A 24,696-nucleotide genomic window follows, 5' to 3' on the forward strand; every position below is an offset into this window, starting at 1 on the left:
CCCTGGTCAGGATGGCACCGACGGCGGGGTCGGTGCATACCGACCCCGCCGGGCCGGCGTTCCGCCGGCATCATCGGTCTGATCCCAGGAGCATCCCATGACGACGTCCCCTGCCTACCGCACCCAGAACCCGGCCACCGGGGAGGTGCTGGCTACCTACGATTTCGCCACCGATGACCAGATCGCGGAGGCGCTGGCGGCCTCGGCGCAGGCATTCGGCGAGTTCGCCGCGAGACCGATCGAGGAACGGGCCGCGATCGTGGCCCGGATCGGTGAGTTGTTCACCGAGCGCGCGGATGAGTTGGCGACCACCATCACCACCGAGATGGGCAAGCCGATCGCCGAGTCCCACGAGGAGGTGGAGTTCTGCCGGGACATCTTCTCCTATTACGCCGCCGAGGGGCCGGGCCTGGCCGCCGACCGGGTGCTCACCGAGGCCGACGGTGCGCGCGCCGTGATCCAGCGCCGCGCACTGGGCCCGTTGCTGGGGATCATGCCGTGGAACTACCCCTACTACCAGGTGGCCCGGTTCGTGGCGCCGAACCTGATGCTGGGAAACACGATCATCCTCAAGCATGCCGAGATCTGCCCGGCCTCGGCCCTGGCGGTACAGCGCCTGTTCCATGACGCCGGGGTGCCGGCGGGGGTGTACCAGAACCTGTTCGCCACCCACGAGCAGGTCTCCACCATCATCGCCGACCCGCGGATCCAGGGGATCTCCCTGACCGGCTCTGAGCGGGCCGGAGCGGCCGTGGCCGAGCAGGCCGGGCGGCACCTGAAGAAGGTGGTGCTCGAACTCGGTGGGTCCGACCCCTATGTGGTGCTGTCCAGCTCGGACCCGCGGGCGGCGGCACGCGAGGCGCTGGCAGTGCGGATGGAGAACACCGGGCAGGCGTGTAACTCCAACAAACGCATGATCGTCCTGGCCGATGTGTACGAGGAGTTCGTGGACGAACTGCGCACCCAGGTAGCGGCGTTGACCCCGGCCGATCCGGCTACGGGCGCCGAGGGCACCTACGGGCCGCTGTCCTCGCCGTCGGCCGCTGCGTTGTTGCTGGAGCAGGTGCGCGACGCGGTCGACCACGGCGCCACGCTGCACGTGGGCGGGACCCACCTGGACCGGCCGGGCAACTACGTGGCCCCGGCGGTGCTGACCGACATTCCCGCCGGCGCCCGCGCCTACCGTGAGGAACTGTTCGGACCGGTCGCCGCGGTGTACAAAGTGGCCTCGGAAGAGGAGGCGCTGCGGTTGGCCAATGACTCCCCCTACGGCCTCAGCGGCACCGTGTTCGCCACCGAGCCGGGCCGGGCAGAGGCCTTCGCCGAGCAGATGCAGGTGGGGATGGCCGGGGCGAACGCCCCGGCACCCGAGACCGCGGACATGCCCTTCGGTGGGGTCAAACGCTCCGGCTACGGACGCGAGCTGGGTCCGCTGGGCATGGATGAGTTCGTGAACAAGCGCCTGTTCTACGTCGAGTCCGCCCAATCCTGACCACTGCGAGAGGTTGCGGTTCGGGCCTCAGGCGCGGGTGGGGCGCGGCGCGTGAATCAGGCGCGGGTGTCAGGAGCGGGTGGGCGCGCGCGAACCCTGGCCCGGGTGCACCGGGGGCAAACGCACCGCCAGGAAGGGCAGGAAGGTCTGGGTCAGCGGGCCGATCGCCAGGGCGAACAGCACCGTGCCGACCCCGACCACGCCCCCGAGCATCCACCCGGTGAGCACCACGATCACCTCGATCCCGGTGCGCACCACGCGCAGGCTCACCGGTAGCAGCCGGGCCAGCGCCGTGCTCAGGCCATCGCGCGGTCCCGGCCCCAGCTGGGCGCCGATGTACATCGCGGTGGCAATTCCGTTCAGGACGATGCCTCCGACCATCATCGGGATCCGGGCGGCCAGGGGCTCTACCGCCGGCACCACCATCAGCGCCAGGTCCAGCACGATCCCGACCCAGATCGCGTTGGCGATCGTGCCCACGCCCGGCATCTCCCGAAGCGGGATCCACAGCAACAGCAACAGCAACGACAGGCCGATGAGGATCGTGCCGATACTCAGCGGCAGGTGCCGGGACAGGCCGTAGTGGAGCACGTCCCAGGGCATCATGCCCAGGCCCGCCTGGATCATCACCGCGAGGGAGACACCGAACAGGGTCAGCCCCAGAAAGAGCGTCCCCAAACGCAGCGGCAACCGTCCGGCCCGCAACTGCTGGGCCGGGGTCATCCGCCGCAGACCCAGATCCTCCAAGGAACGACGCACGATCGGCCATGCTGCCACACCCCGCTTCCCTGTTGCCGGGCGTCTCACCGGGCCGGGGGCGCGGTGAGGGGCAGCAGCACAGCCAGTACCCTGGCCGATCATGATCGTGCGTGTGGCGGTGCCGGCCGATGTCACCGCCGCGCCCCGCCGCGAACCTCCCGGCGCCGCGGCCGCCGTCGGGGACGACGCGCGCCGGCGCGCCGGGGAGGCGACCTACCTGGTGGCCCGCGAGGCCGATGAGGTGATCGGTGGTGTGCTGGTGGCCCGCGGCGAGTTGCGGCACCTGCAGGTTGACTCCCGCGCCCGGGGGCGCGGGGTGGGCACCGCCTTGATCGCAGCCGCCGAGGACCTGCTTCGCGAACAAGGTCACGACCACGCCACCTTGGGGGTGGAACTGGGCAACCACCGGGCCCGCGCCCTGTACCTGCGCCTGGGTTACGTCGCCACCGGACGCACCGAAACCGTCAGTTACGCCTACGTCGCTGAGGACGGCACGCGCCGCCGCGCCACCGAGACCAACGAGGAACTGCGCAAGGACCTGAGGTAGTCAGCGGTTGACGACTCCCCCGGTCGCCCCGACGATGAACGCCTAGGCCGGTATCCGCGTACCCCAGGAGGCACTATGGCCGACGTCGCCGTCGTCGGTGCCGGCATCGTGGGCCTGGCCGCCGCCTACGCCGCGCGGCAGCGCGGGGCCGATGTCACTGTGTACGAACCGGCCGCGCCGGGCAGCGGGCAGTCCGCTGGGTGCTCGCGGATCTTCCGCCACGCCCACGACGATCCGCGCATGGTGACCTGGGCGGTGCGCAGCCGCCACATCTGGCGCCAGTGGGAACGCGACTTCGGCACCGAACTGCTCTCCGCTGACGGCGCACTGTCGCTAGGTGATGGTGCCCTCGACAAACTCCGCATCCTGGCCGGCATCGAGGGCGTCGAAGCTGCCCGGGTTGATCCGGATCAGGTCGCTCGAGCCCTCCCGATCCTGGCGCCCTACGACGGCCCGGCCGTTCTCGATACCGGCGGCGGATCGATCCGCACCGAGACCGCCATCGCGGCACTGACCGGGGCGCTGCACCAAGGCCTCGTCGGAGAGCAGGTCATCACCATCGGTCCCGCTGGTTCCCGGGTGGAGGTGCGCACCCTGACCGGTCGGCGCCGGCATGATCATGTGCTGGTCTGCGCCGGCGCCCGCACGGCCGAACTGGTGCCCGACATGGCTATCCCGGTGCGTCTCAGCGCCCATGTCCGTCTGACGTTCGCGGTGACCGGGGGAGTTCGGGAGCGACTGGCGACGCTGCAGGACTCCAGCGGGGCGTTCGGCGCAACCGGGGTCTACGCCGCAGCCCACCCCGGCAACACCCGCTACTCCCTGGGCCTGAGCAGCACCACCGACCTCACCGCCCCCGGAGGTGCGCAGCGCCTGGCCGACCTGGCCGAGCAGGCCCGGGCCTACGTCGCCACGGCCCTGCCCGGATTGGACCCGGACCCGGTGGGGCACGTGCACTGCTGGGTCACCGAACTGCCCTGGGGCTCCGACGGCGTCGGCGTGTGGCAGGGACCCGGGGTGAGCGCCGTCGTCGGGCACAACCTGTTCAAGCAGGCTCCCGCCCTCGGGCAGGCGTTGGCCCAGGCTGCCCTGGGCGAGGATCTGCCCGCCGACCTGGCGCCGGCGGCCCGGTTGGGGGGGCCACCCCACTAGCCACCGGCTGGCCGTACCGCCACCGGGTGGTCGCTGCGTGGTTACCGCCCATGAGAACGGAGGAGCATCATGGAACGACCGTCGATGAGACTCACCTCGATCACGATCGGTGCCCCGGAGCCGGCGGCGCTGGCCGCCTTTTACGCCGACCTGCTCGGACTGCAGGTCACCAGTGAGGAGCCCGACGGCGGCTGGGCCCAGATCCGCGCCCCCGAGGGGTCCGGGCCTACGCTGAACGTCGAGTTCGAACGTCACCACACCCGCCCGGTCTGGCCCGCCCGCCCCGGCGCACAGGTGGCCACCCAGCACCTGGACATCTGGGTGCAGGACCTGGACGCGGCGGTGCGATGGGCGCTCCGGTGCGGGGCCGTCGAGGCCGAGGTCCAACCCCAGCCGCAGGTGAGCGTCCTGATCGACCCCGCCGGCCACCCCTTCTGCCTGTTCACCTGAGCCAACGCGATGACGCGCGTGCCGGCCAAGGCCGGTAGCGGCTGAGTGCGCCCGGGCGCGCCGAGACCCACAACTTCCCGCCCACCGGTAAACCACGATCACGGACAGGTAACGCTTGCACGACGCCCTTGACCATGCCCGGAGGCTGCCCCACTATGTGACATACCACTCACCCAAAGACGGAGTTCAGGACTATGAAGTCAACTCGCAGCAAGGCCCTGGGGGCGCTGCTCATCGCCGGCGCACTGGCGCTCGGGGCCTGTTCGAACGGAGCCGGCGCCGGCACCGGCAACGGTTCGACCGGATCGGGGGACGACTCCGGCGGCGAGTCGGAGGTGACGCTGACCGAAGCCGGTTTCGCCCTGCGCACCCCCGCGGCCAGCCCCGGCGGGACCGTCACCGTCCTCGGCGCGGTGGACTTCTCCCACCTGGACCCGACGATGGGTAACGACGGCAACGTCAACAACTTCTACCACCTGATCTACCGCCACCTGACCAACTACGTCTACGACCCCGAGACCGAGGAGATGACGCTGGTCGGGGACCTCGCCGAGGACCTGGGCACCCCGAACGAGGACGCCACCGTGTGGACCTTCACCCTGCGGGAGGGCCTGCGGTACGAGGACGGCACCCCGATCACCTCCCACGATCTGAAGTACGCGCTGGAACGGTCCATGGACCCCGGCCTGGCGATCGGTTCGGACCTGCACATGGTGATCGACGGTGCCCGCGAGTACGCGGGCATCTACGACGCCCCGGAGGGCCTGGACTCGATCAGCACGCCCGATGACCGCACGATCGAGTTCACCCTGGAGCGGCCGTTGGCCGACTTCAACGCCGTGGCGGCCAACCCACCGTTCACCCCCTTCCCCGACGGCGAGGTGGACGTGGAGCAGATCGACGTCCAACCCATCGCCTCGGGTCCCTACCGGGTGGAGTCCTACGAGCGCGGCTCGCACGTCTCCCTGGTGCGCAACGAGGAGTGGGACCCGGAGACCGACCCGGTCCGCGCGGCGCAGCCCGATGCGTTCGAGTTCGTCTTCGGCCTGGATCCCAACACCATCGACCAGCGCGCGCTGACCGGACAGGGGGATGACCGCAACGCGGTCATCTCCAGCACCAACCCGCTGCTGCCGGCCAGCCTGGGCCGGGTGCTCGATGATGAGACGCTGCGGGAGCGCACCATCCAGATCCTGCCGACCTGCACCACGTTCCTGACCCTGAACACCACCAAGGACGTGATGTCGGACCTGACCGTGCGGCAGGCCCTCAACTACGCGATCGACCGGCAGAGCGTGATCACCGCCACCGGCGGGCCGGCGGTCGCCGAGGTCGCTACCGAGATGCTGCTGCCCACGGTGCCGGGCCGGGAAGAGTTCGACCTTTACCCGACCGACAACTCCGAGGGTGACCCCGAACTCGCCCGCAGCATGATCGAGGAGGCCGGCTACGACGCGGACGAGTTGTCCTTCGTCATGGACGTGCGCGGCATTCCGAAATGGCAGGCACAGGCTGAGGCCGTCCAGCAGTCCCTGCAGGCTGCCGGGATCAGCGTGGAACTGAACGTCATCGACGGCGCAACCTACTACGAGGCGATCGGCACCCCGGCCCAGCAGAACGACATGGCCATCTACGGCTGGTGCGGTAGCTGGCTCTCCGGTACCCCGCTGCTGACGCCGCTGTTCGACGGCACCCGGATCTCCGAATCGGGCAACACCAACATGTCCCAGTTCGACGAACCCGAGATCAACGACCGGTTCCGCGAGATCGAGATGATCACCGACATCGACGAGCAGAACGCTGCCTACGCCGAGTTGAACCGGGAGATCATGGAACACGCCCCGGTGGTGCCGCTGGTACGGGAGACCCCCTTGCAGATGGTGGGGGAGAACGTCGGCGACGCCTACGCCCACGCCGCCCGCACCGGGTACATCGACTACGCCTCTGTTGGTCTGATCGACCCAGAGGGCTGAGTCTTCGATGACCCTGAGCACCCAGCTCACGGCGGAGGAACATCTCGGCCCCGAGGAGGACGCGGAGCAACCCGGCAAGCGCAGCAGCGCGATGCGCCGGGCCCTGCTCCGCCCCTCCGCGGTGCTGGCGCTGAGTTTCCTGGGGATCGTGGCCCTGATGGCGATCCTCGCGCCGGTGCTCACCTCGATCAGCGGCTCGGGTCCACTGGAGTTCCACCAGGACCAGTTGGACCCGGCCCGCGGGGGCCTCCCGGAGGGGCGCTACGGCGGCATCTCCGCCGACCACTGGTTCGGTGTGGAACCGCTGAACGGGCGCGACATCTTCGCCCGGATCGTCTACGGCGCGCGGATCTCCCTGACGATCGCGGTGGCCGCGGCCGTCCTGACCACGGCCCTGGGCGTCACCCTGGGGGTGCTCGCCGGGTTCCTGCGCGGGGTGGTCGATCAGGTGATCTCCCGGATCATGGACTTCTTGATGGCCTTCCCCGCGCTGATCTTCATGATCGCGATCCTCTCGGCGATCCCGGGCGGGAACCGGCCCCTGATGCTGGTGCTCGTGCTGGCCATCTTCGGTTGGCCGGCGATCGCCCGAGTCGTGCGCGGCCAGGCGATGTCAGTGACAGAACGGGAGTTCGTCGAAGCGGCCCGAGCGGCTGGGGCCAGCAGGCTCCGGATCGTCTTCCAGGAGGTGCTGCCGAACCTGGTGGCCTCGATCATCGTGCTGGCGACCCTGTCGATCCCGAACTTCATCGCCACCGAGGCGGGCCTGTCCTTCCTCGGTGTGGGGGTGCAGCCGCCCACGGCGTCCTGGGGGCAGATGGTGGCGGCGGCCGTGCCCTGGTACGCCTCCCACCCACTGTTCTTCATCTTCCCCGGCATCTTCCTGACCTTGACGGTGCTGTCGTTCATGGTGCTCGGAGACGCCCTGCAGAAGGGTCTGGCGAGGGGGGCGCAAGGCTGATGCTGACCTACCTGATCCGGCGGCTGTTCGCAGCCGCCGTGGTGTTGTTCGCGGTGGTGCTGTTCACCTTCATCATCTTCTTCTGGCTCACCCCGGACCCGGCAGCGAGCATCTGCGGGCAGACCTGTTCGGCCGAACGTATCCACGACATCCGCACCCGCCTGGGACTGCAGGACCCCTTCCTGACCCAGTTCTGGACCTTCCTGTCCGGAATCTTCGTGGGCCGCTCCTACGGCACCGGTGCCTCCGCGGTGTTCTGCGACGCCCCATGCCTGGGGTACAGCTTCCAGACCCGCCAGTCGGTGCTGACCATGATCGCCGACCGGTTCCCGGTCACCGCGACCGTGGCGATCGGCGCGGCGGTGCTGTGGCTGTTCGCCGGGGTGAGCGCCGGCCTGGTCAGCGCGGTCAAGGCCGGCAGCTGGTGGGACCGTGCGGCGATGGGCACCGCCCTGGCCGGGATCGCGCTGCCGAACTACTTCGTGGCCCTGATCCTGCAGTACCTGCTGGTGGTACAACTGGGCATCCTGCCCTTCCCCTCTGCCGTGCCGTTCAGCGATGACCCGGTGCGATGGTTCCAGGCCTACCTGATGCCGTGGGTGGTGCTCTCGCTCATGTATGCCGCGATGTACACCCGGCTGACCCGGGCCAACGTGCTGGAGACCCTCTCGGAGAACTTCATGCGCACCGCCCGGGCGAAGGGTCTGTCCCGCGGCCCGTTGCTGACCAGGCACGCCCTGCGACCCTCACTGACCCCGGTGTCCACCCTGTTCGGGATGGACTTCGCGGCCCTGCTCGGTGGGGCCCTGATCACCGAGACCGTGTTCGGCCTGAACGGGGTGGGCAAGCTCGCCTACGACGCGATCAGCACTAACGACCAACCGGTGATCATGGGTGTGACGATCGTGGCGGGTGTGGCCGTGGTGTTGATGAACATCGTGGTGGACCTGCTCTACCCGGTGCTGGACCCGCGCGTGCGGACGGCCGTCTCATGAGCCCGCGCCGTACGACCGCCGAGGCTGGTACCGCTCCCACCACCGCGCCCCTGCTGGAAGTGCGGGACCTGACCGTGGAGTTCGGCGAAGCGCGCCGGGCCACCGCCGTGGTGGACGGGGTCTCGTTGCATGTGCAGCGTGGCCGCACCCTGGGTGTGGTGGGTGAGTCCGGGTCCGGCAAGTCGATGACCTCCTTGGCCCTGATGGGCCTGCTCCCGGTGGGGGCGCGGGCTAGCGGCAGTGTCGTCTTCGACGGTGAGGCGCTGCTGGGCCGAAGCGATGCGCAGATGCGCCGGCTGCGCGGGAACCGGATCTCGATCGTGTTCCAGGACCCGCTCTCCTCCCTGAACCCGTACTACTCCGTGGGCTTCCAGATCGCCGAGGCCTACCGGGCGCACCGCAACGCCTCCCGCAAACAGGCACGCGCGGTGGCGGTCGAGGCGATGGAGCAGGTGCGCATCCCCTCCCCGGCGGACCGGTACGACCACTACCCGCACCAGTTCTCCGGCGGCATGCGCCAGCGCATCATGATCGCCATGGCGCTGGTGTGCGAGCCGGACCTGCTCATTGCCGATGAGCCCACCACCGCACTGGACGTGACGGTGCAGGCACGGATCCTGGAACTGCTCAGCGGACTGCAGGAGCAGACCGGTATCGCGATGATCTTCATCACCCACGACCTGGCGGTGGTCTCCCAGATGGCCGATGACATCCTCGTGATGCGCCACGGCAGACAGGTCGAGGCGGGCCCCGCCGAGCGCATCTTCTCCGCCCCGCAGCACGAGTACACCACCCAGTTGCTGCATGCCACGCCACGCATCGATGGGCAGGTGCACTGATGGGTGAGGTACTGCTCGAGGGCCGCAACCTGGCCAAGAGTTACACCACCAGGGCCAAGGGCCGCCGGCCCGAGACGTTACTGGCGGTCGATGACGTGAGCCTGCGGGTGCACCAGGCCCAGACGTTGGCGGTGGTGGGGGAGTCGGGATCGGGCAAGTCCACCAGCGCCCGGCTGCTCTCCCTGCTCATCCCCGCCACGGCTGGGTCGGTCTACCTCGAGGGCACCGACGTCACCCAGGCCACCGACAGCCATCTGCGCACCTTCCGCCGCAACGTGCAACTGGTGTTCCAGGATCCCTACTCCTCGCTCAATCCCCGCCACGACGTGGAGCGGATCGTGTCGGCACCCCTGCGCTACCAAGGCATCCGCACCAAGGTCTCCTACCGCACCCGGGTGAAGGACCTGATGGCCCGGGTGGGCCTGAACCCCGATCACTCCACCCGCTACCCGCACCAGTTCTCCGGCGGGCAGGCCCAGCGAATCGGGATCGCTCGGGCGCTGGCGGTCAACCCCAAGGTCGTGATCTGCGACGAGGCGGTCTCCGCCCTGGACGTGTCGGTGCAGGCCCAGGTGATCGATCTGCTCCAGGACCTCAAACGCGATCTGGGCCTGAGTTACCTCTTCATCGCCCATGACCTGGCCGTGGTGCGCGAGATCGCCGACCAGGTGGCCGTGATGCACAAGGGCAAGGTGGTCGAGCAGGGCTCGTGCGCGCAGATCTTCGACGCACCCGGCCAGGCCTACACCCAGGAACTGCTCGCTGCCGTACCGCGCATCCCCACCGAATGGGATGCCGCCCGGATCCGCGCCGAGGCAGCCTCGGCAGCCGCGACAGCCGAGACAGACGAGACAGCTGCGGCCGACGAGACAACTGCGGCAGACGAGGCAGACGACGCGGCCACCAGTCAGCGACGAAAGGACGACCAGCACCGATGAGCACCTCCGCCGGAGGCAGCAGCCCCGCCGAGACCGAGTTCCGGCGTATCTCCGAGGCCGAGTGGACCTGGCGGCTCCAGGAACTCGGCAGCCAGTTCTACTGGGGACAGGAGGTCGATGCGCGCCTGCCGGACGTCTCCGCGCCGGCCTGGCAGGCCCGCGGCGAGCACTGGCGCTCGGTCAAGGAGGAACTGGCCGGCCTGGATACCGCAGCGCTTTCGGCGCGTGCCCGGGTGGACCTGGCGGTCTACCTCACCCAGATCGAGGCCCTGATCGCCCACGTGGACCACCGGGTGTTTGAGCGCCCGATGAACTCCGACACCGCGTTCTGGACCGACCATCAGGGCCTGGCCCGGGTCTCGATGACCTATGAGCAGGCCCAGGCGTTCCTGGAGCAGTTGCGCCAGTTGCCGCGTTGGTTCGACCAGCACATCGAGAACATGCGCACCGGCCTGCGCCGCGGGTTCGCCCCACCGAGGGTGGCTATGGCCGGGCGGGAGGGCACCGCCCGCAGTGTGGCCGAGGCCACCAGCGCCGACCAGGTCGCCTACCTGCGTCCGTTCACCGACCTGCCCGCCACGGTCGGCGCCGAACGGCGCAGGGACCTGATCTCGGCTGCTACCGCCGTGATCGAGCAGACGGTGATCCCCGCCTACGCCGCCCTGCTGGACTTCCTCGTCACCGAGTATCTGCCCGGCCTACCCGAGGACGTCTCGGTGGCCGCCACCCCCGGCGGCACCGAGTTCTACCGCGCCCAGTTGCGCGAGTACACCACCACGGACCTGGACCCGCAGGAGGTCCACCGGATCGGGCTGGCCGAGGTCGCTTCGATCCAGGCCGAGATGGCCCAGGTGGCCGAGGAAGCCGGCTTCGACGACGCCGCGGCGATGCGGGAGTTCATGCGCACCGACCCCCAGTTCTACGTGGACACCCCAGCCCAGCTCCTCAAGGAGGCGGCCTGGCAGTGCAAACTGTTCGACGCCGTCGTCCATCAGTTCTTCGGATTGGTCCCGCGCGGCCGGTTCGGCATCATCGAACCGCCGCCGGACCTGGCGCCCTACTACACCGCCGGCCGCGGCGGTCGGGACCGGTACACGCTGAACACCTACAACCTGCCCGCCCGGCCGCTGTACGCGCTGCCGGCGCTGACTCTGCACGAGGCGGCCCCGGGGCACGCGTTCCAGAGCGCCTTCGCCGCCGAGGCCGAGCAGAACCCCGACTACCGGCGGGAGGTCTACATCTCCGCCTACGGTGAGGGCTGGGCGCTGTACTGCGAGCGCCTGGGGGTGGAGATGGGCATCTACCGCACCCCGTTCGAGATGATGGGGATGCTCAGTTACCAGATGTGGCGGGCCGCCCGGCTGGTGATCGACCCCGGGATCCACGCCCTGGGCTGGAGCCGGGAGCGGGCCCAGGACTTCCTGCGGCAGAACACCGCGTTGTCCGAGCACGAGATCAGCACCGAGGTGGACCGCTATATCACCTGGCCCGGCCAGGCCGCCTCCTACTACTTGGGGCAACTGGCGATCCTGGAACTGCGCAGGCACGCCGAAGGCACCCTCGGTGAGCACTTCGACCTACGGCACTTCCACGACGTGATCCTCGCCCTGGGCAGCGTGCCACTGGAGGTGTTGCGGACCGAGGTGCAGCGGGCTGTGGCCGCATGGGCCACCCGCGTGCACAACGGCGGTGCACGGTGAGCGGGGCACTGACGATCACCGATGCCGCCATCCTTGACGACGGACGGGTCTCGGCCGCTTCGATCAGAACGGTCGATGGACGCATCGAGGCAGTCGGCGCGGTGGAGCCCCAGGACGGCGACACCGTGGTGCACGCACACGGTCGCACAGTGATCCCCGGGCTGATCGACGCCCACTTCCACGCCTACGGCATCGGTCTGGACGCCTTCGGGATCGACCAGACACCGATGAGCTATGTCGCGCTGGCCGCAGGTCAGCGCCTGCGCCGGGCCCTGGCGCGGGGATTCACCACCGTGCGTGACGTGGCCGGTGGGGACATCGGTCTGGCTCGGGCGATCGAGGCCGGGTTGATCCCCGCGCCGCGGTACTTCTACTCCGGCGCGGCCCTGAGCCAGACCGGGGGGCACGGCGATCCTCGTCCGGCGGATCTGGGTTCGTGCGCGTTGTCCGGGCACATCACCGAGGTGGTCGACGGCGTGGACGCGGTGCGCACTGCCGTCCGGGACCGGCTCCGCACCGGGGCACACTGCATCAAGGTGATGGCATCCGGCGGTGTCGTCTCCCCCACCGACCCGATCCGGCTGCCGCAGTACTCCGAGCAGGAACTGGAGGCGATCTGCACCGAGGCCGCCCGACGGCACAGTTACGTGGCCGCACACGCCTACTCACCCGAGTCGATCGTGCACGCCGTGCGAGCCGGTGTTCGCACGATCGAGCACGGCAACCTGCTCGATGCTGCAGCCGCACAGGAGATGGCCACGCACGGTGCCTTCCTGGTTCCGACGCTGGTCGCGTACGACGCGATGAACCGCCGGGGCGCCGCGGTGGGGCTCTCCGAGGACGGTCAGGAGAAGAACCGGCAGGTCTTCCACGCCGGCCAGGAGGCGATCACGACCGCTCGCGCCGCCGGGGTCGCGATCGGGTTCGGCACCGACCTGATGGGTGACCTGGAGGACGACCAGCTCCTCGGGATGCGCCTGCAGATCGAGGCCGACGGCGTGGACAACGTGCTCCGGTCGGCCACCCGGGTGAATGCGGACATCCTAGGACGTGAGGACCTGGGCCGGATCGCACCTGGCGCCGTGGCGGACATGATCATCCTCGATGCCGATCCACGCACCGATGCTGCGGCGCTGTGGGACGAGTCCCGTCCGCGCACCGTGATCCGAGCGGGCACCGTGGTGGGCTGAGTCCCCGGACCTCTTCGCCGTTCAGTTCGGCGCCGGCGGGTATGTCCGCTCCTCGCGGCCCGATGATCGTGCCATCCTGAGCACACCAGTGCGCGTTGAAGCGGGGAGTCGTCGTGTTGTTCGTGGCCGTAGTGCTGACGGGCTTCGTCGTGGCGGCCACCTTTCGCCGGTACTCCCCGATGCGCACCTGGCTCAGTCCGGCCGCCACCACCATCCTGTCGGTCTTCGGCTCCTTCACCTCCGGGCTGAGCCTGATGGAAGTGACGCACGCGCCGTGGCGCCCGGTGATCAGCCTGGGCGGGGCCGCTGCCGCGGGTCTGCTGCTCTCCCATCTGGGCGCGGCGATCAATCACTTCGGGCTCGACCCACTGCGCCGGTACCGGGCCGCACGCGCCCCCGACCAGGACCTGATGACGCGCATCCAGCACCGGGTGGAGGGCCGGGAGGACCGGGAGCGCCGGATCAACCTGGTCTCCTTGACATTCCGCTCGGTACGCCGGGTCCAAGAGGTGCGAGTCACCGGTCTGGCCGCGGAGATGACCTACTACGGGCTGATCTCCCTGGTGCCGCTGGGCCTGGCGTTGGGCTCGAGCCTGGGCTTTCTGGAACGGATCCTCGGCCCGGAGCAGGTTGGGCAGATCGAACAGAGCCTCATCGAGGCCGTGGCAACGGTCTTCGCCTCCGACGTCACCGATGAGGTGCTGGTGCCGCTGATCGAGGGGCTGCTCGCGCAGGAGCGGGCCGGGGTGGCGATCGGATCGGTCCTGGCGGCGTTGTGGCTGGCCAGCAGAATGTTCCGCGCGGCGATCCGCGCACTCGACGATGCCTACGCGGTGCAGGAGCGCCGCGCATTCCTGAGCCTGCAGGCGCTCGGGCTGGTGCTGGCTTTCGGTGCGGTCATCACACTGCTGGCACTGGTGGCGATGGTGGTGGTGGGACCGTTGCTGGGCGGTGGCCGGGAGATCGCCGACCAGTTCGGGCTCGGTGCCTTCTTCGAGATCGCGTGGGGCGTGCTGCGCTGGCCGGCGGTCGCGGCCGTGGTCGCGCTCTACCTGACCATGCTGTACCGGTACGGCCCGAACGTGGACACCGTGTGGACCCGGTGCCTGCCCGGGGCAGTGCTGGGCACCATCCTGCTGATCGGGATCTCCCTCGGTTTCGGCCAGTACCTGGCCTACACGGGCACCTCGGTACTGGAAGGGGACCCGGTACAGGACTCAGCGGTCCAGGCCGCTGCGCAGACCGTCGGCTTGGTGCTCGCCGGGGTGCTGTGGATGTGGCTGAGTTCCATCGCCCTGCTCACCGGAGGGGTGCTGAACGCCGAACTGCAGCACAAGACCGGCCGGGACGCCGCCGAGCGGGACGCCACCGAGGACCCCGGCGAGCGGGAGGCCCCCGAAGGCGCCGGAGAGCGGGACAACCCCGCCCCGGACGTGGCCCGCACATGACGGCTGTCACGGCCGGCCCGGGTCAGATGCACGGCGATCCCTGAACCGGTGCACTACTGACGGAGAGGTTCGGCGGGAATGCTGGAGATATCCCAGCAGATACCGCCACCGGTGGTCCGAGCCCCTAGGAGCCAGACATGGACCAGTTCGTCACTGACATTCAAGTCTTCGTCGCCGACCTGCCACCGGTGGTCTCGGTGCTGGCCGTCGCGCTGCTGGGCGTGGTGCCGTTCGTGGAGTCCTACCTGGGCACAGCGATCGGCAGTGTGGCCGGCGTACCGCTGCTGCTGGCCTACGGTGCGGCGGTGGTGGGGAACGCCGGCGCGGTGCTCATCGCGAGCCTCGCCGGCGGCGCCGTAGCGAACCGGCGGCACGACAAGCCTGCCGCCTCCGACTCCCGCCGGGCCCGGGTCGTGGCCCGCACCGACAGGTACGGGGTACCGCTGGCCTCCCTGCTGGCCCCGACCGTCCTGGCGATCTCCCTGACCACGTTCATCATGGTCAGCGTCGGCTACGCCCGCACCCGCGTGGTGATCTGGCAGATCATCGCCGCGATCGTGTGGGGCGGTCTGGTTGCCGGCAGCCTGGCCGGCGTGGGATTCCTCACCGGGTGGGGGCCGCTGGCGGGGTGAGGCCGCCGCCGTCCAGCCGGACGCCGGGGCGATTACTCCTTCACCGCACCCGCTGTCAGCCCGCCCCGCCAGTAGCGCTGCAGCACGATCATGGCGATAGCCAGGGGAATCACCGACAGCAGCACCCCACCGGTGGTGAGTTCATAGAACTCCGGCAGGCGATCCACCTGCGCCAGCCAGTTGTTCAGCCCCAACGTGATCGGGTAGAGGTCCTGGTCGGCCAGCATCACCAGCGGCAGGAAGTAGTTGTTCCAGATCCCCACGAGTTGGAACAGGAACACGGTGACCAGTGCCGGCACCATCGCCCGCAGCCCGATCACGTGGAAGATCCGCAGTTCCCCCGCACCGTCCATCCGGGCGGCCTCCATCAGGGAGTCCGGCACCGTGGCCGTGGAGTAGATCCGGCACAGGAACAGCCCGAACGGAGAGACCAGCGAGGGGATGAGCACACTCGCGTAGGTGTTGGCCATCCCCAGTTGGCTGAACAGCAGGAACAGGGGCAACGCCGTGGCCGTCGCCGGCACCAGCACCCCACCGAGCACGATCCCGAACACCAGTTCCCGGCCCGGGAAGAGGTACTTGCCCAGGGCATACCCACCGGCGGCGGCGAAGTAGGTGGCGATCAGACCACCGACACCGGAGTAGAAGACCGAGTTCGCGAACCAGCGCACGAAGATGCCGCCGTCATAGGTGAGCACCTGGGTGATGTTGGACAGCAGGTTGATGTTCTCGGCGAACCAGAACCCGTTGGTAGCGAACAGGTCATCGGTGCTCTTCGTGGCCGCCACGACCACCCAGTAGACCGGGACCAGGAAGTACAGCGCCGCCACCACGAGCAGGCCGGTGACGATGATGCGCGACTGCGGGGTGCCGCCGGGCTTGGCCTTGTTCTTGGCGCGGTCCTGGCGCCGGGCGGTGCGCGCGGAGGTCGGGGCGAGCGCGGTCATCAGAGCTTCTCCTTCCGGTTCACCAGGCGTAGGAAGGTGAAGGACAGCACGAATGCCGCCAGCGCGATGATGACTGACTGGGCCGCCGCCACCCCGTAGTCGTTGTAGTTGAACGCGGAGTTGTACGCCGACAGGTTCGGGGTGTAGTCGTTGTTGATCGCCGGGGAGACGCTCTGCAGCACCTGAGGTTCGGCGAAGAGTTGCAGGGTGCCGATGATGGAGAAGACGGTGGCGAGCATCAGCGCCGGCCGGATCAGCGGCAGCTGGATGGACCCGGCGATCCGCCAGGTACCGGCGCCGTCCATGCGCGCCGCCTCGTAGATATCGCCCGGGATGGATTTGAGCTGGGCGACGATGATGAGCATGTTGTAGCCGGTGTAGGTCCAGGTCACGATGTTCGCGATGGACCACAACACCACCCCGGGCCCCAGGAAGTCGATGGAGATCCCCACCGCCTCGGCCACGTCCACGATCGGGCTCAGGCCCGGCAGGTACAGGAAGGACCACAGGATGGTGGCGATCACCCCCGGCACCCCGTAGGGCATGAAGTACGTGGCCCGGAAGAAGGCCGGCCATCTCGCCGAGGCGGTCTCCAGCAGCAGCGCCAGCACCGTGGCGAACACGATCATCACCGGCACCTGCACCGCGCCGAACAGCAGCACCCGCCCGATCGAGGCGACGAACTCGGCGTTCTCCAGGGCCGCCGCGTAGTTGCCCACCCCGGCGAAGGTGGAGGTGATGCCCTCCTCCCCGAACAGGCCCTGGCGCTCCACCCGAACGAAGCTTTGCACCACCGCGTAGGCGATCGGGAGCAGGAACGCGAAGAAGAACACCACCACGAACGGGGTCAGCAACAACCACGGCGCGCGCCGCATCTGGGCGTTGCGGTGGGTTCTGCCACCACGGGCCGGGCGCGCACCGGCGCTCCGCTCGCCGGCCGCGTCCTCGCGCCTGCTCGGGCGATTCCCGGTTGCGGTGGCAGATCCGCCCGGCCCGGTACGCCCCGGTTCGGCGCGCTTCATGCCGACCTCACATTCAGGCCGGTATCGGCGAGGACCTTCACGGTGGCTTCCTCGGCCTCGTGCATCGACGTCACGAAACTCTGCCCCGCGGTCAGTTTGCGCCGGAACCCGTCACCGAGAATGTCGAAGACGCGCTGCGTCGTCGGTGCCCAGGTCCACTCCAGGTTCTGCTGATCGGCGGCCGGCACGAAGACCTCCTCGTTGTAGTTCTGCCCGCCGAAGAACTCCGACGGCTCCCTCCGGGAGGAACCGATGAAGTCCGGAGACGGCGACCAGCCGATGCCGCAGTGCTCGATCATCGCGTCGATCCCCTCCTCGGATGTGGTCATCCAGATGCAGAAGTCCAGCGCCTCGGCCGGGTAGCGCGTATTGGCCATCACCGCCGCGGTGGACCCACCGAGGTAGGTCGACCCGAAGCCCTGCGCCCAGGCCGGCATCGGGGCCACGTGCCACAGCCCCTCGGTGGCGGCCACCCCCTGGATCAGGGCATCGGCCCACGAGGCGCCGGTGGCCGCGAAGATCTGATCGTTGCCGGCCGCGGCGAACCATCCCGGGGAGTAGGGGCCGAAGCCGGTGTGCAGCAGGTCCTCGTCCACGGCACGGTCGAAGAAGTCCGCGACCTCCAGGGTGGCCTCATCGGTCATGTTCACCACCCAGGAATCGCCGTCGATCTGCCACCAGTTCGCTCCCGCCTGGGTGGCGTAGGCGGCGAACGGAGAGGTGTCCCCGACGTCGAAGGCCTCCAGGTACGCCCCGGTGGCGCGGACCTCGCGGGCCAGTTCCAACCACTCCTCCCAGGTGCCCGGTGGTTGCGCGCCGATGGAGTCGAACAGGTCGTGGCGGTAGTAGAAGCCCACCGGGCCCGAGTCCTGGGGCACCCCGAACATTCCGTCGTTGAAGGTGATCTGGTTGATCAGGGCCTCGTCGTACCGGTCGGTGACCTCGCCCATGCCGTACCGGCCGATCTCCACCAGGCCGTTGACCAGCAGGAACGCGGGGATCTGGCGGAACTCCACCTGCCCGATGTCCGGGCCGCCGCCGGAGGCGAGGGCGGAGAAGAGCTTCTGGTACCCCCCGGCGTTGCCGCCCTGGATCCAGACCGCCTCCACCTGCACGTCCGGGTTGGCCTCGTTCCAGATGTCGCAGACCACCTGCAGGTCCTTCAGCCAGGACCAGTACGTCAACCGGATCGGACCGTCCGCGGGGGGCAGCGTCGGACCGTCGTTCGGGTTGGACGTGGCGGGCGCACACCCAGCCAGCCCCAGCGCTGTGCCCGCCCCGAGCCCCAGACCCAGTCCGAGGAGGTGTCGTCGAGAGATGTCAGGGGAGATCATGACCCGCCTCCGTCGCCTCCGTGCCATGGCCGTCTGGTGGACGATATCGCCGAGCCCTTCCTTGCGCACGGCGAGCACCCGGCACCTCACTCACCGCCCCGCAGCCGTAGGCTTCTGGCGTGAGCGACTTGACGGATGAACTGGTGGACCTGCTGCGCGGCAGGCAGTGGACCGCTCTGACCGGTGCGGGGATGTCGACCGACTCCGGAATCCCCGACTACCGGGGACCGGACTCCCCGCCCCGGACACCGATGACCTACCAGCAGTTCGTGTCCGACCATGGCTTCCGCCGCCACTACTGGGCCCGCAACCACGTGGGCTGGCGGCACGTGCGCACCACCGAACCGAACCGTGGGCACCGGGCACTGGCCGCCCTGGAGGCCACCGGACTGGTCAACGGCGTGATCACCCAGAATGTGGACCTGCTGCACCAGGCGGCCGGCTCCAAGCGGGTGATCGACCTGCACGGTCACTACGACGCCGTCATCTGCCTCACCTGCGGCCATCGGATGACCCGCACCCAGTTGCACCGCGAACTGGAGGAACTCAACCCGGGTTTCGCCGATGAGGTCAGCGTCGCCGACGTGGAGATCGCCCCGGATGCCGACGCGGTGATCGAGGCCACCGAGGGCTTCCGCGTGCTGCCCTGCCCGGTGTGCGGTGGGATCCTCAAACCCGACATCGTCTACTTCGGGGAGAACGTCCCCAAGGACCGGGTCGCCCGCGCCTATGCGATGGTCGACGACGCCGAGGCGTTGGTGGTGCTCGGCTCGTCCCTGACGGTGATGTCGGGTCTGCGGTTCGTGCGGCACGCCGCCAGGAACGGACAACCGGTGGCGATCGTGAACCGCGGCAGCACCCGGGGCGACGCGCTCGCCGACGTGCTGGTGCACGCCGGCACCTCCGAGACACTCACGGCGCTGGTGGCAGCGTTACCGGCACCCTTGTAGCGGACCGGACCGGCTCCCCTGGTCGCCTCTGGAAAGCGGGCCGCTCAGCGTCGCTCGGCGAAGAAGTCCCGCAGCAGTTGCGCGCACTCGGGGCCGAGCACGTCACCGGTCACCTCCGTTCGGTGCGGCAATCTGGAGTCGCGAACGATGTCACGGGTGGATCCGCACGCGCCCGCCTTGGGGTCCCAGGCCCCCAGCACCACCCGGGCCACCCGGGCCAGCACCGCCGCCCCGGCGCACATCGCGCACGGCTCGAGCGTCACCACCAGCGTGCACCCGGTCAGGCGCCAGTTGCCCATCGCCCTCCCGGCCGCGCGCAGGGCGAGGATCTCGGCGTGTGCCGTCGGGTCGGCACTGGCCTCCCTGGCGTTGTGCCCGACGGCGATCACCTCACCCTCGGGGTCGAGCACCACCGCCCCGATCGGCACGTCACCGGCGGCGCCGGCCGTGGCTGCCTCGCGCAGGGCCAGGCGCATCGCGGCCGCATCGCCGGGCCGGGGAATGGATGGATCGGCGGCGGGGTCGGCAGTGGGATCGGCGCGCGGGCTGCGGCTGCCGCCCGCACCCCCACGACTGCGGTGGGCACCACCACCACGCCTGCGGTCGGTACCCCCATCGCCGCGGTCGGCACCACCACCACGCCTGCCGTCCGCCCCCCCATCGCCGCGGTCGGCACCACCCGCACGCCTGCCCTCCGCCCCCCCATCGCCGCGGTCGGCACCACCCGCACGCCTGCCGTCCGCCCCGCCGCGGTCGGCGCCACCACCACGACTGCGGTCGGCACCTGCACCCGCGGTCGGAGCGGTGCCGGTGTGATCCGAACCTGGTTCCTGAGGGCCCGTTGTCATGGTGGCCAGTGTGCCTGGTCGGTAGGTTGGGCGTCATGCGCCTGCACGTAGTCGAGCACCCACTGATCGCCCACAAACTCACCGCCCTGCGGGATGAGCGCACGCCGTCTCCCACGTTCCGCCAACTCACCGAGGAACTGGTGACCCTGCTGGCCTATGAGGCCACCCGGGAGGTGAGCACCGAGCCGGTGCGGATCTCCACCCCGGTCACCTCCACCATCGGCACCAGGATGGCCGATCCACAGCCGATCGTGGTGCCCATCCTGCGCGCCGGACTGGGCATGCTGGAGGGGATGACCCGGCTGCTGCCCACCGCGGAGGTCGGGTTCCTGGGCCTGCAGCGCGATGAGGACACCCTGGAGGCGATCACCTACGCCAACCGGCTGCCCGATGACCTCACCGGGCGGCAGTGCTTCGTGCTGGATCCGATGCTGGCGACCGGCGGCACCCTGGTGGCCTCGATCGAGTACCTGTTCGAACGCGGTGCCCGCGACGTGACCGCAATCTGTCTGCTCGCCGCACCCGAAGGGCTCGGCGCGGTGGAGGAGGCTGTGGGAGACCGCGCGGACGTGACGATCGTGACCGCCGCGGTGGACGAGGGCCTGAACGAGAAGGCCTACATCGTGCCCGGCCTGGGCGACGCCGGCGACCGCCTCTACGGCGTCGTCTGACCCGGGAGCCCGCTGACTTCGCGGCATCCACCGTGATCGCGCGCCACCTCGAACCCGAGATCAGGGCATCTGCCGCGACGTCAGCGCAGGGCCTGGTCGAGGTCGGCGCGCAGATCGGGCACGTCCTCCAGGCCCACCGACAGCCGCACGGTGGCAGGGGTGACTCCGATCGCGGCCTGACCGGCCGCACCCAGTTTGCGATGCGTCGTCGTGGACGGATGGGTGGCCATCGACTTCACATCGCCCAGGTTGTTGGACAGGTCCACGATCCGCAGGGCGTCCAGGACCGCGAAGGTGCGCTCCTTGACCCGCTCGGCAGCACCGGCGCCATCGGTGGCCACATCGAAGGTGACCACGGTCCCACCGCCGCTCATCTGCTCCTTGGCCAACACCTGCTGGGGGTGGGAGTCCAGGAGCGGGTACCGCACCGAGGCCACCCCGGGATGCCCCTCCAGCCATGTCGCCAACTCCCACGCCGCGGCGCTCTGGGCCCGCACCCGCAGGGCGAGCGTCTCCAAGCCCTTCAGGAGCACCCAGGCATTGAACGGGCTGAGGGTGGGCCCGGTGTTGCGAATGAAGTCCTGCACCGGGCCGCAGATGATCTCGCGCGGGCCCAGCACCGCCCCGCCCATCACCCGGCCCTGCCCGTCGATGTGCTTGGTAGCCGAGTACACGATGAGGTCGGCGCCGAGTTCCAGCGGCCGCTGCAGCACCGGGGTGGCGAACACGTTGTCCACGATCACCAGCGCACCGGCGCGGTGGGCCAGCCGTGAAACCGCAGCGATGTCGACCAGGTCCATCATCGGGTTCGAGGGGGTCTCGAACAGCACCAGGTCAGCCGGGGTGGCCAGGGCCCGCTCCCAGTCCTCGATCCGGTGGGCGTCGACGTAGTCGGTGCTGACCCCCCACTGGCCCATGATCTGGTCCAGCACCACGAAGGTGGACCCGAACAGCGCCCTGCCGGCCACGATCCGCCCGCCCTGTTCCACCAGCGGGGCGATCGCGGCGAACAGCGCGGACATCCCGCTGGCGGTGGCGTAGCAGGCCTCCGCTCGCTCCAGCAGGCGCATCCGCTCCTCGAATGCGGCAACGGTGGGGTTGGAGTAGCGGGAGTAGGTGAAGATGTCGAGTTCACCTGCGAAGGCCGCCTCGGCGTCGGCGGCCCGTTCGTAGGCGTAGCCCTGGGTGAGGAACATCGGCTCGGCGATCTCGCCGAACTCGGTGCGCTGCTGGCCCCCGCGCACGCCCACGGTGGCCGGTCCCACACCCTCGGGCAGGGAACATCGAGGTTGTGGATCGCTCATGGCTGCCTCCATCGTTCCTGGCGGTAGCACCGTCCGCGTCCGCGGGGGTTGCTGCAGCGTCGTCGAGCCAGATCTCTCGGCTGCTCTGGATGGTCCTGCGCCAGGCTACGTCCCGGCACCGGGCGGGCCGACGTCGATTCCGGTCCGTCCCACACTGCAAGACGTCCGTAGTGGACGACGACCGCAGTGCACGACGCCGGCGACGCAGGACGCCGCCAGTGCACGACGCCTGCTGCACGCCAGCCCAGCGGCGCACGTCAACCGGCAGCGCACGCCAGTCCGCAGCGCACGCCAGCCCGCGGCTGCGCGTCAGCGCATCCCGCCGAAGAAGTCCTCGAACGGCATCTCCAGGGGCTCATCGTTGGCGATGATCCCGTACAGGTGGCGCAGCAGCGGGAACTCCTGCGCACCGATCACCTCGCGCTCGGTGAGCTTCTCGATCGCCGCCCCGATCACCTCGATCGCGGCCACCCCCTCCAAGGTGACGCCCTTCATGTGCTGGTCGCGCACCTCCGAGAACGGCACCCCCGATCCCACGTAGCGACCGGCCCGCACGTTGCGTCCCCCCATCGAGGTGACGAACATGTCTCCCACACCGGCAAGGCCGGTGGTGGTCTCCCGGTCTCCGCCGAGTAGTTCGATGAACCGCAGCATCTCCCTGGTGCCCTGGGCGAAGACCGCGGCTCCGTAGTTGTACCGGCGGTATTGCGCGGCGCCCTTGCCGGCGGCGTCGAGCAGCCCCTCCATGAACCCGGCCGCGAAGGCGTAGACGTTCTTGGTGGCGGCGCCGACCTCATGCCCGATGAAGTCGGTGGACGTCCACACGTGATAGGAGTCGGTGCGGAACATGCGCGCCAAGGAGTCCAGGGACTCCTGATCGGTTCCGGTGAGCACTACGGCGGTGTCGTGCTCCACCGCGACCTCCCCGGCGATGGAGGGTCCCACGATCGCCGACCACGTCACCTGTCCGGACAACTCGGCGCCCACCTGCTCCATCAGCACCTCGGGGAGGATGCGCAGGTTCCCCGCCTCATCGGCGTCCATGCCCTTGGTGATCGAGAGCACCCGCATCCCGGGCCGCAGCAGAGCGCTCAGTTGCTGTCCGGCCCAGGCCACCCCGAAGGAGTTCACCCCGCTGATGGCCACCTCGGCCCCCTCGAACGCCTCCCGCGCCTGCTCCAACTGGAAGGTCGTGACCCCCTCCGGTAACGCGATCTCCAGGTGCGGGTGCACTCCGGTGCGCTGGATGGAGTCGATGATCTCGGTGTCCAGGTGGGTGCCCACCAGGTGGACCCGATGCCCGTTGCGGGTCAGCGGCACGGTCAGGGCGGAGGCCATGATGCCGGCCCCCAGGATCGCGACAGCACTCATGCGTTATGTCCTCCTCGGGTTTCACTGCGGCACTCGTCGACACCGCGTCCGCGTGCGGGCTCACCTCGACTGGAACCAGCGTACTCACCACCCGCCCGCGGCTCCGGTGTGAGGATGGGATGGTGAGCACCTCTCCCGATCCCACGCACCCGGCCGACGACGACGGCGCCTCCCGTGATGGGGGCACCTGGGCGCCCGACGTCCTCGGAGAACCCTGGCGGGCGCGCACGCTCAGCCTGCGTCCCGACAGCCGCGGAACCCCGGTTGCCACCCTGGTGCGCCACCGGGCGGGGCCACCGGAGCGTCGCCGTCACCCTGAGGCGGCGGTGCTGTATCTGCACGGGTTCGCCGATTACTTCTTCCAGTCCGAGCACGGGGCTGCCTGGGCCGCGCGTGGTTATCACTTCTACGCCCTTGACCTGCGGGACCACGGCCGCTCCATCCGAGACGGGCGCCGGCCCGGCTGGTCCAGCGGGATTAAGGTGCACGCCGAGGAGATCACCGCCGCGGTGCGTATCATCCGCGCCACCGGGGTGCGTCAGGTGGTGCTGGTGGGCCACTCCACCGGCGGTCTGATGGCCGCGCTGTACGCCGACCGCAACCCCGCCCTGATCGACGCGGTGGTGCTGAACAGTCCGTGGTTCGACCTCAACCGGCCGGCACCGGCGCGCCGCCTCCTGCGGCCGCTGGTGACGATCCTGGGCCGGGTCGCCCCGGACCTGGTGGTCAGCACCCTGGGTGAGGCCTACGGGCGCAGCGTGCACGCCGAATCCGATGGCGAGTTCGACTACAACCTTGACTGGAAGCCGCTCGCGGCCTTCCCGGTGCGCGCCGGTTGGCTCGCCTCGGTGGTCCGGGCGCAGCACCGGGTGCGGCGCGGTCTGGACATCACCGCGCCGGTGCTGGTGTGCACCAGCGGCGCCTCCGGACATCCCACGCGCCCGAGCACCGAAGACCTGGCCGGCACCGATGCGGTGCTGGGGGTGGAGGACATGACACGCTCCGCCCCGCTCCTGGGCGCGCATGTGCGGGTGCACCAGTTCGAGGGCGGTCGGCACGACCTGGCGTTGTCCGCCGAACCCGTCCGGACCGAGTACACCCAAGCCGTCCTGGACTGGGCCGGCGATCAACTCCGCCGGCCACGCTGAGCCCGCTCAACTCCGCAACTGCCGG

General features: G+C 69.6%; 23 protein-coding genes and 1 riboswitch. Of the genes, 16 read left to right on the plus strand and 7 right to left on the minus strand.

What is annotated here, in order from left to right:
* The first annotated feature begins 97 nt into the window (after positions 1 to 97).
* On the plus strand, positions 98 to 1,492 hold the full coding sequence (locus tag ACPL7H_RS08995) for an NAD-dependent succinate-semialdehyde dehydrogenase (RefSeq protein ID WP_424796608.1): 1,395 nt from the start codon (positions 98 to 100) through the stop codon (positions 1,490 to 1,492).
* A 69-nt stretch (positions 1,493 to 1,561) separates the two neighbouring features.
* On the opposite strand, the gene ACPL7H_RS09000 is transcribed toward ACPL7H_RS08995, so the two are convergent.
* Complete coding sequence (locus ACPL7H_RS09000; RefSeq protein ID WP_424796609.1) at positions 1,562 to 2,269, minus strand: YczE/YyaS/YitT family protein; 708 nt, start codon at positions 2,267 to 2,269, stop codon at positions 1,562 to 1,564.
* A gap of 82 nt (positions 2,270 to 2,351) precedes the next feature.
* On the opposite strand from ACPL7H_RS09000, the gene ACPL7H_RS09005 reads away from it, so the two are divergent.
* The 12 genes from ACPL7H_RS09005 to ACPL7H_RS09060 all read left to right on the plus strand — a co-directional run bounded on the left by ACPL7H_RS09005 (position 2,352) and on the right by ACPL7H_RS09060 (position 15,076).
* A complete protein-coding gene (locus tag ACPL7H_RS09005) occupies positions 2,352 to 2,798 on the plus strand; it encodes a GNAT family N-acetyltransferase (RefSeq protein WP_424796610.1) in 447 nt (148 codons plus the stop codon).
* 75 nt (positions 2,799 to 2,873) lie between these two features.
* Positions 2,874 to 3,950, plus strand: coding sequence for an NAD(P)/FAD-dependent oxidoreductase (locus ACPL7H_RS09010; protein ID WP_424796611.1), 1,077 nt, complete (start codon positions 2,874 to 2,876; stop codon positions 3,948 to 3,950).
* Between the two features lie 69 nt (positions 3,951 to 4,019).
* A complete protein-coding gene (locus ACPL7H_RS09015) occupies positions 4,020 to 4,400 on the plus strand; it encodes a VOC family protein (RefSeq protein WP_424796612.1) in 381 nt (126 codons plus the stop codon).
* A 194-nt stretch (positions 4,401 to 4,594) separates the two neighbouring features.
* The gene (locus ACPL7H_RS09020; protein WP_424796613.1) at positions 4,595 to 6,373 is read left to right on the plus strand and encodes an ABC transporter substrate-binding protein; all 1,779 of its coding nucleotides are present in this window, start codon (positions 4,595 to 4,597) and stop codon (positions 6,371 to 6,373) included.
* Positions 6,374 to 6,380: 7 nt separating this feature from the next.
* On the plus strand, positions 6,381 to 7,334 hold the full coding sequence (locus tag ACPL7H_RS09025; RefSeq protein ID WP_424796614.1) for an ABC transporter permease: 954 nt from the start codon (positions 6,381 to 6,383) through the stop codon (positions 7,332 to 7,334).
* Complete coding sequence (locus ACPL7H_RS09030) at positions 7,334 to 8,329, plus strand: ABC transporter permease (protein WP_424786477.1); 996 nt, start codon at positions 7,334 to 7,336, stop codon at positions 8,327 to 8,329. Before ACPL7H_RS09025 ends, ACPL7H_RS09030 begins: the two co-directional genes overlap by 1 nt.
* The gene (locus tag ACPL7H_RS09035; RefSeq protein WP_424796615.1) at positions 8,326 to 9,168 is read left to right on the plus strand and encodes an ABC transporter ATP-binding protein; all 843 of its coding nucleotides are present in this window, start codon (positions 8,326 to 8,328) and stop codon (positions 9,166 to 9,168) included. The genes ACPL7H_RS09030 and ACPL7H_RS09035 overlap by 4 nt, the downstream gene beginning before the upstream one ends.
* Positions 9,168 to 10,106 carry an ATP-binding cassette domain-containing protein gene (locus tag ACPL7H_RS09040; protein WP_424796616.1) on the plus strand — a complete coding sequence of 313 codons (939 nt, stop codon included), beginning with the start codon at positions 9,168 to 9,170 and terminating at the stop codon, positions 10,104 to 10,106. The genes ACPL7H_RS09035 and ACPL7H_RS09040 overlap by 1 nt, the downstream gene beginning before the upstream one ends.
* Positions 10,103 to 11,806 (plus strand): DUF885 domain-containing protein, encoded by a 1,704-nt coding sequence (locus ACPL7H_RS09045; RefSeq protein WP_424796617.1) that lies wholly within the window; start codon positions 10,103 to 10,105, stop codon positions 11,804 to 11,806. Before ACPL7H_RS09040 ends, ACPL7H_RS09045 begins: the two co-directional genes overlap by 4 nt.
* The gene (locus ACPL7H_RS09050; RefSeq protein ID WP_424796618.1) at positions 11,803 to 12,996 is read left to right on the plus strand and encodes an amidohydrolase family protein; all 1,194 of its coding nucleotides are present in this window, start codon (positions 11,803 to 11,805) and stop codon (positions 12,994 to 12,996) included. Before ACPL7H_RS09045 ends, ACPL7H_RS09050 begins: the two co-directional genes overlap by 4 nt.
* Before the next feature lie 113 nt (positions 12,997 to 13,109).
* Positions 13,110 to 14,444: a YihY/virulence factor BrkB family protein gene (locus ACPL7H_RS09055; protein WP_424796619.1), complete on the plus strand. Its 1,335-nt coding sequence runs from the start codon at positions 13,110 to 13,112 to the stop codon at positions 14,442 to 14,444.
* A 137-nt stretch (positions 14,445 to 14,581) separates the two neighbouring features.
* Complete coding sequence (locus ACPL7H_RS09060) at positions 14,582 to 15,076, plus strand: hypothetical protein (protein WP_424796620.1); 495 nt, start codon at positions 14,582 to 14,584, stop codon at positions 15,074 to 15,076.
* A 32-nt stretch (positions 15,077 to 15,108) separates the two neighbouring features.
* Here ACPL7H_RS09060 and ACPL7H_RS09065 read toward each other — a convergent pair whose 3' ends face one another.
* The 3 genes from ACPL7H_RS09065 to ACPL7H_RS09075 form a co-directional block, all read right to left on the minus strand.
* A complete protein-coding gene (locus ACPL7H_RS09065; protein WP_424796621.1) occupies positions 15,109 to 16,023 on the minus strand; it encodes a carbohydrate ABC transporter permease in 915 nt (304 codons plus the stop codon).
* Complete coding sequence (locus ACPL7H_RS09070) at positions 16,023 to 16,898, minus strand: carbohydrate ABC transporter permease (RefSeq protein WP_424796658.1); 876 nt, start codon at positions 16,896 to 16,898, stop codon at positions 16,023 to 16,025. The genes ACPL7H_RS09065 and ACPL7H_RS09070 overlap by 1 nt, the downstream gene beginning before the upstream one ends.
* 143 nt (positions 16,899 to 17,041) lie before the next feature.
* Positions 17,042 to 18,379: an ABC transporter substrate-binding protein gene (locus ACPL7H_RS09075; protein ID WP_424796622.1), complete on the minus strand. Its 1,338-nt coding sequence runs from the start codon at positions 18,377 to 18,379 to the stop codon at positions 17,042 to 17,044.
* Positions 18,380 to 18,498: 119 nt separating this feature from the next.
* Here ACPL7H_RS09075 and ACPL7H_RS09080 point away from each other — a divergent pair, with 119 nt between their 5' ends.
* Positions 18,499 to 19,329: an NAD-dependent protein deacetylase gene (locus tag ACPL7H_RS09080; protein ID WP_424796623.1), complete on the plus strand. Its 831-nt coding sequence runs from the start codon at positions 18,499 to 18,501 to the stop codon at positions 19,327 to 19,329.
* A 44-nt stretch (positions 19,330 to 19,373) separates the two neighbouring features.
* Here the strand turns inward: ACPL7H_RS09080 and tadA are convergent, their stop codons facing one another.
* Positions 19,374 to 19,805 carry a tRNA adenosine(34) deaminase TadA gene (gene tadA, locus ACPL7H_RS09085; RefSeq protein ID WP_424796624.1) on the minus strand — a complete coding sequence of 144 codons (432 nt, stop codon included), beginning with the start codon at positions 19,803 to 19,805 and terminating at the stop codon, positions 19,374 to 19,376.
* Positions 19,806 to 20,212: 407 nt separating this feature from the next.
* Here tadA and upp point away from each other — a divergent pair, with 407 nt between their 5' ends.
* On the plus strand, positions 20,213 to 20,848 hold the full coding sequence (gene upp / locus ACPL7H_RS09090) for a uracil phosphoribosyltransferase (protein ID WP_424796625.1): 636 nt from the start codon (positions 20,213 to 20,215) through the stop codon (positions 20,846 to 20,848).
* Between the two features lie 80 nt (positions 20,849 to 20,928).
* On the opposite strand, the gene ACPL7H_RS09095 is transcribed toward upp, so the two are convergent.
* Positions 20,929 to 22,152, minus strand: a complete 1,224-nt coding sequence (locus tag ACPL7H_RS09095; RefSeq protein ID WP_424796626.1) for an O-succinylhomoserine sulfhydrylase — start codon at positions 22,150 to 22,152, stop codon at positions 20,929 to 20,931.
* Between the two features lie 5 nt (positions 22,153 to 22,157).
* Positions 22,158 to 22,248, minus strand: a riboswitch (SAM riboswitch).
* A gap of 213 nt (positions 22,249 to 22,461) precedes the next feature.
* A complete protein-coding gene (locus ACPL7H_RS09100) occupies positions 22,462 to 23,523 on the minus strand; it encodes an NAD(P)H-dependent glycerol-3-phosphate dehydrogenase (RefSeq protein WP_424796627.1) in 1,062 nt (353 codons plus the stop codon).
* Positions 23,524 to 23,645: 122 nt separating this feature from the next.
* Between ACPL7H_RS09100 and ACPL7H_RS09105 the strand changes: the two genes are divergently transcribed.
* Positions 23,646 to 24,671 (plus strand): alpha/beta fold hydrolase, encoded by a 1,026-nt coding sequence (locus ACPL7H_RS09105; RefSeq protein WP_424796628.1) that lies wholly within the window; start codon positions 23,646 to 23,648, stop codon positions 24,669 to 24,671.
* The last annotated feature ends 25 nt before the right edge of the window (positions 24,672 to 24,696 follow it).

Origin of the sequence: Pseudactinotalea sp. Z1732 (genome assembly GCF_049724975.1) — a bacterium.
Classification (GTDB): Bacteria; Actinomycetota; Actinomycetes; order Actinomycetales; family Beutenbergiaceae; genus CALKWS01.

Excerpts from the sequence above, each read along its gene's own strand:
- ACPL7H_RS09030 (WP_424786477.1), top strand. The coding sequence starts at position 7,334 with ATGCTGACCTACCTGATCCGGCGGCTGTTCGCAGCCGCCGTGGTGTTG.
- upp (WP_424796625.1), top strand. The coding sequence starts at position 20,213 with ATGCGCCTGCACGTAGTCGAGCACCCACTGATCGCCCACAAACTCACC.
- ACPL7H_RS09070 (WP_424796658.1), bottom strand. The coding sequence starts at position 16,898 with ATGCGGCGCGCGCCGTGGTTGTTGCTGACCCCGTTCGTGGTGGTGTTC.
- ACPL7H_RS09025 (WP_424796614.1), top strand. The coding sequence starts at position 6,381 with ATGACCCTGAGCACCCAGCTCACGGCGGAGGAACATCTCGGCCCCGAG.
- ACPL7H_RS09075 (WP_424796622.1), bottom strand. The coding sequence starts at position 18,379 with ATGATCTCCCCTGACATCTCTCGACGACACCTCCTCGGACTGGGTCTG.
- ACPL7H_RS09045 (WP_424796617.1), top strand. The coding sequence starts at position 10,103 with ATGAGCACCTCCGCCGGAGGCAGCAGCCCCGCCGAGACCGAGTTCCGG.
- ACPL7H_RS09015 (WP_424796612.1), top strand. The coding sequence starts at position 4,020 with ATGGAACGACCGTCGATGAGACTCACCTCGATCACGATCGGTGCCCCG.
- ACPL7H_RS09005 (WP_424796610.1), top strand. The coding sequence starts at position 2,352 with ATGATCGTGCGTGTGGCGGTGCCGGCCGATGTCACCGCCGCGCCCCGC.
- ACPL7H_RS09100 (WP_424796627.1), bottom strand. The coding sequence starts at position 23,523 with ATGAGTGCTGTCGCGATCCTGGGGGCCGGCATCATGGCCTCCGCCCTG.
- ACPL7H_RS08995 (WP_424796608.1), top strand. The coding sequence starts at position 98 with ATGACGACGTCCCCTGCCTACCGCACCCAGAACCCGGCCACCGGGGAG.
- tadA (WP_424796624.1), bottom strand. The coding sequence starts at position 19,805 with ATGCGCCTGGCCCTGCGCGAGGCAGCCACGGCCGGCGCCGCCGGTGAC.
- ACPL7H_RS09010 (WP_424796611.1), top strand. The coding sequence starts at position 2,874 with ATGGCCGACGTCGCCGTCGTCGGTGCCGGCATCGTGGGCCTGGCCGCC.
- ACPL7H_RS09020 (WP_424796613.1), top strand. The coding sequence starts at position 4,595 with ATGAAGTCAACTCGCAGCAAGGCCCTGGGGGCGCTGCTCATCGCCGGC.
- ACPL7H_RS09095 (WP_424796626.1), bottom strand. The coding sequence starts at position 22,152 with ATGAGCGATCCACAACCTCGATGTTCCCTGCCCGAGGGTGTGGGACCG.
- ACPL7H_RS09065 (WP_424796621.1), bottom strand. The coding sequence starts at position 16,023 with ATGACCGCGCTCGCCCCGACCTCCGCGCGCACCGCCCGGCGCCAGGAC.
- ACPL7H_RS09035 (WP_424796615.1), top strand. The coding sequence starts at position 8,326 with ATGAGCCCGCGCCGTACGACCGCCGAGGCTGGTACCGCTCCCACCACC.
- ACPL7H_RS09040 (WP_424796616.1), top strand. The coding sequence starts at position 9,168 with ATGGGTGAGGTACTGCTCGAGGGCCGCAACCTGGCCAAGAGTTACACC.
- ACPL7H_RS09060 (WP_424796620.1), top strand. The coding sequence starts at position 14,582 with ATGGACCAGTTCGTCACTGACATTCAAGTCTTCGTCGCCGACCTGCCA.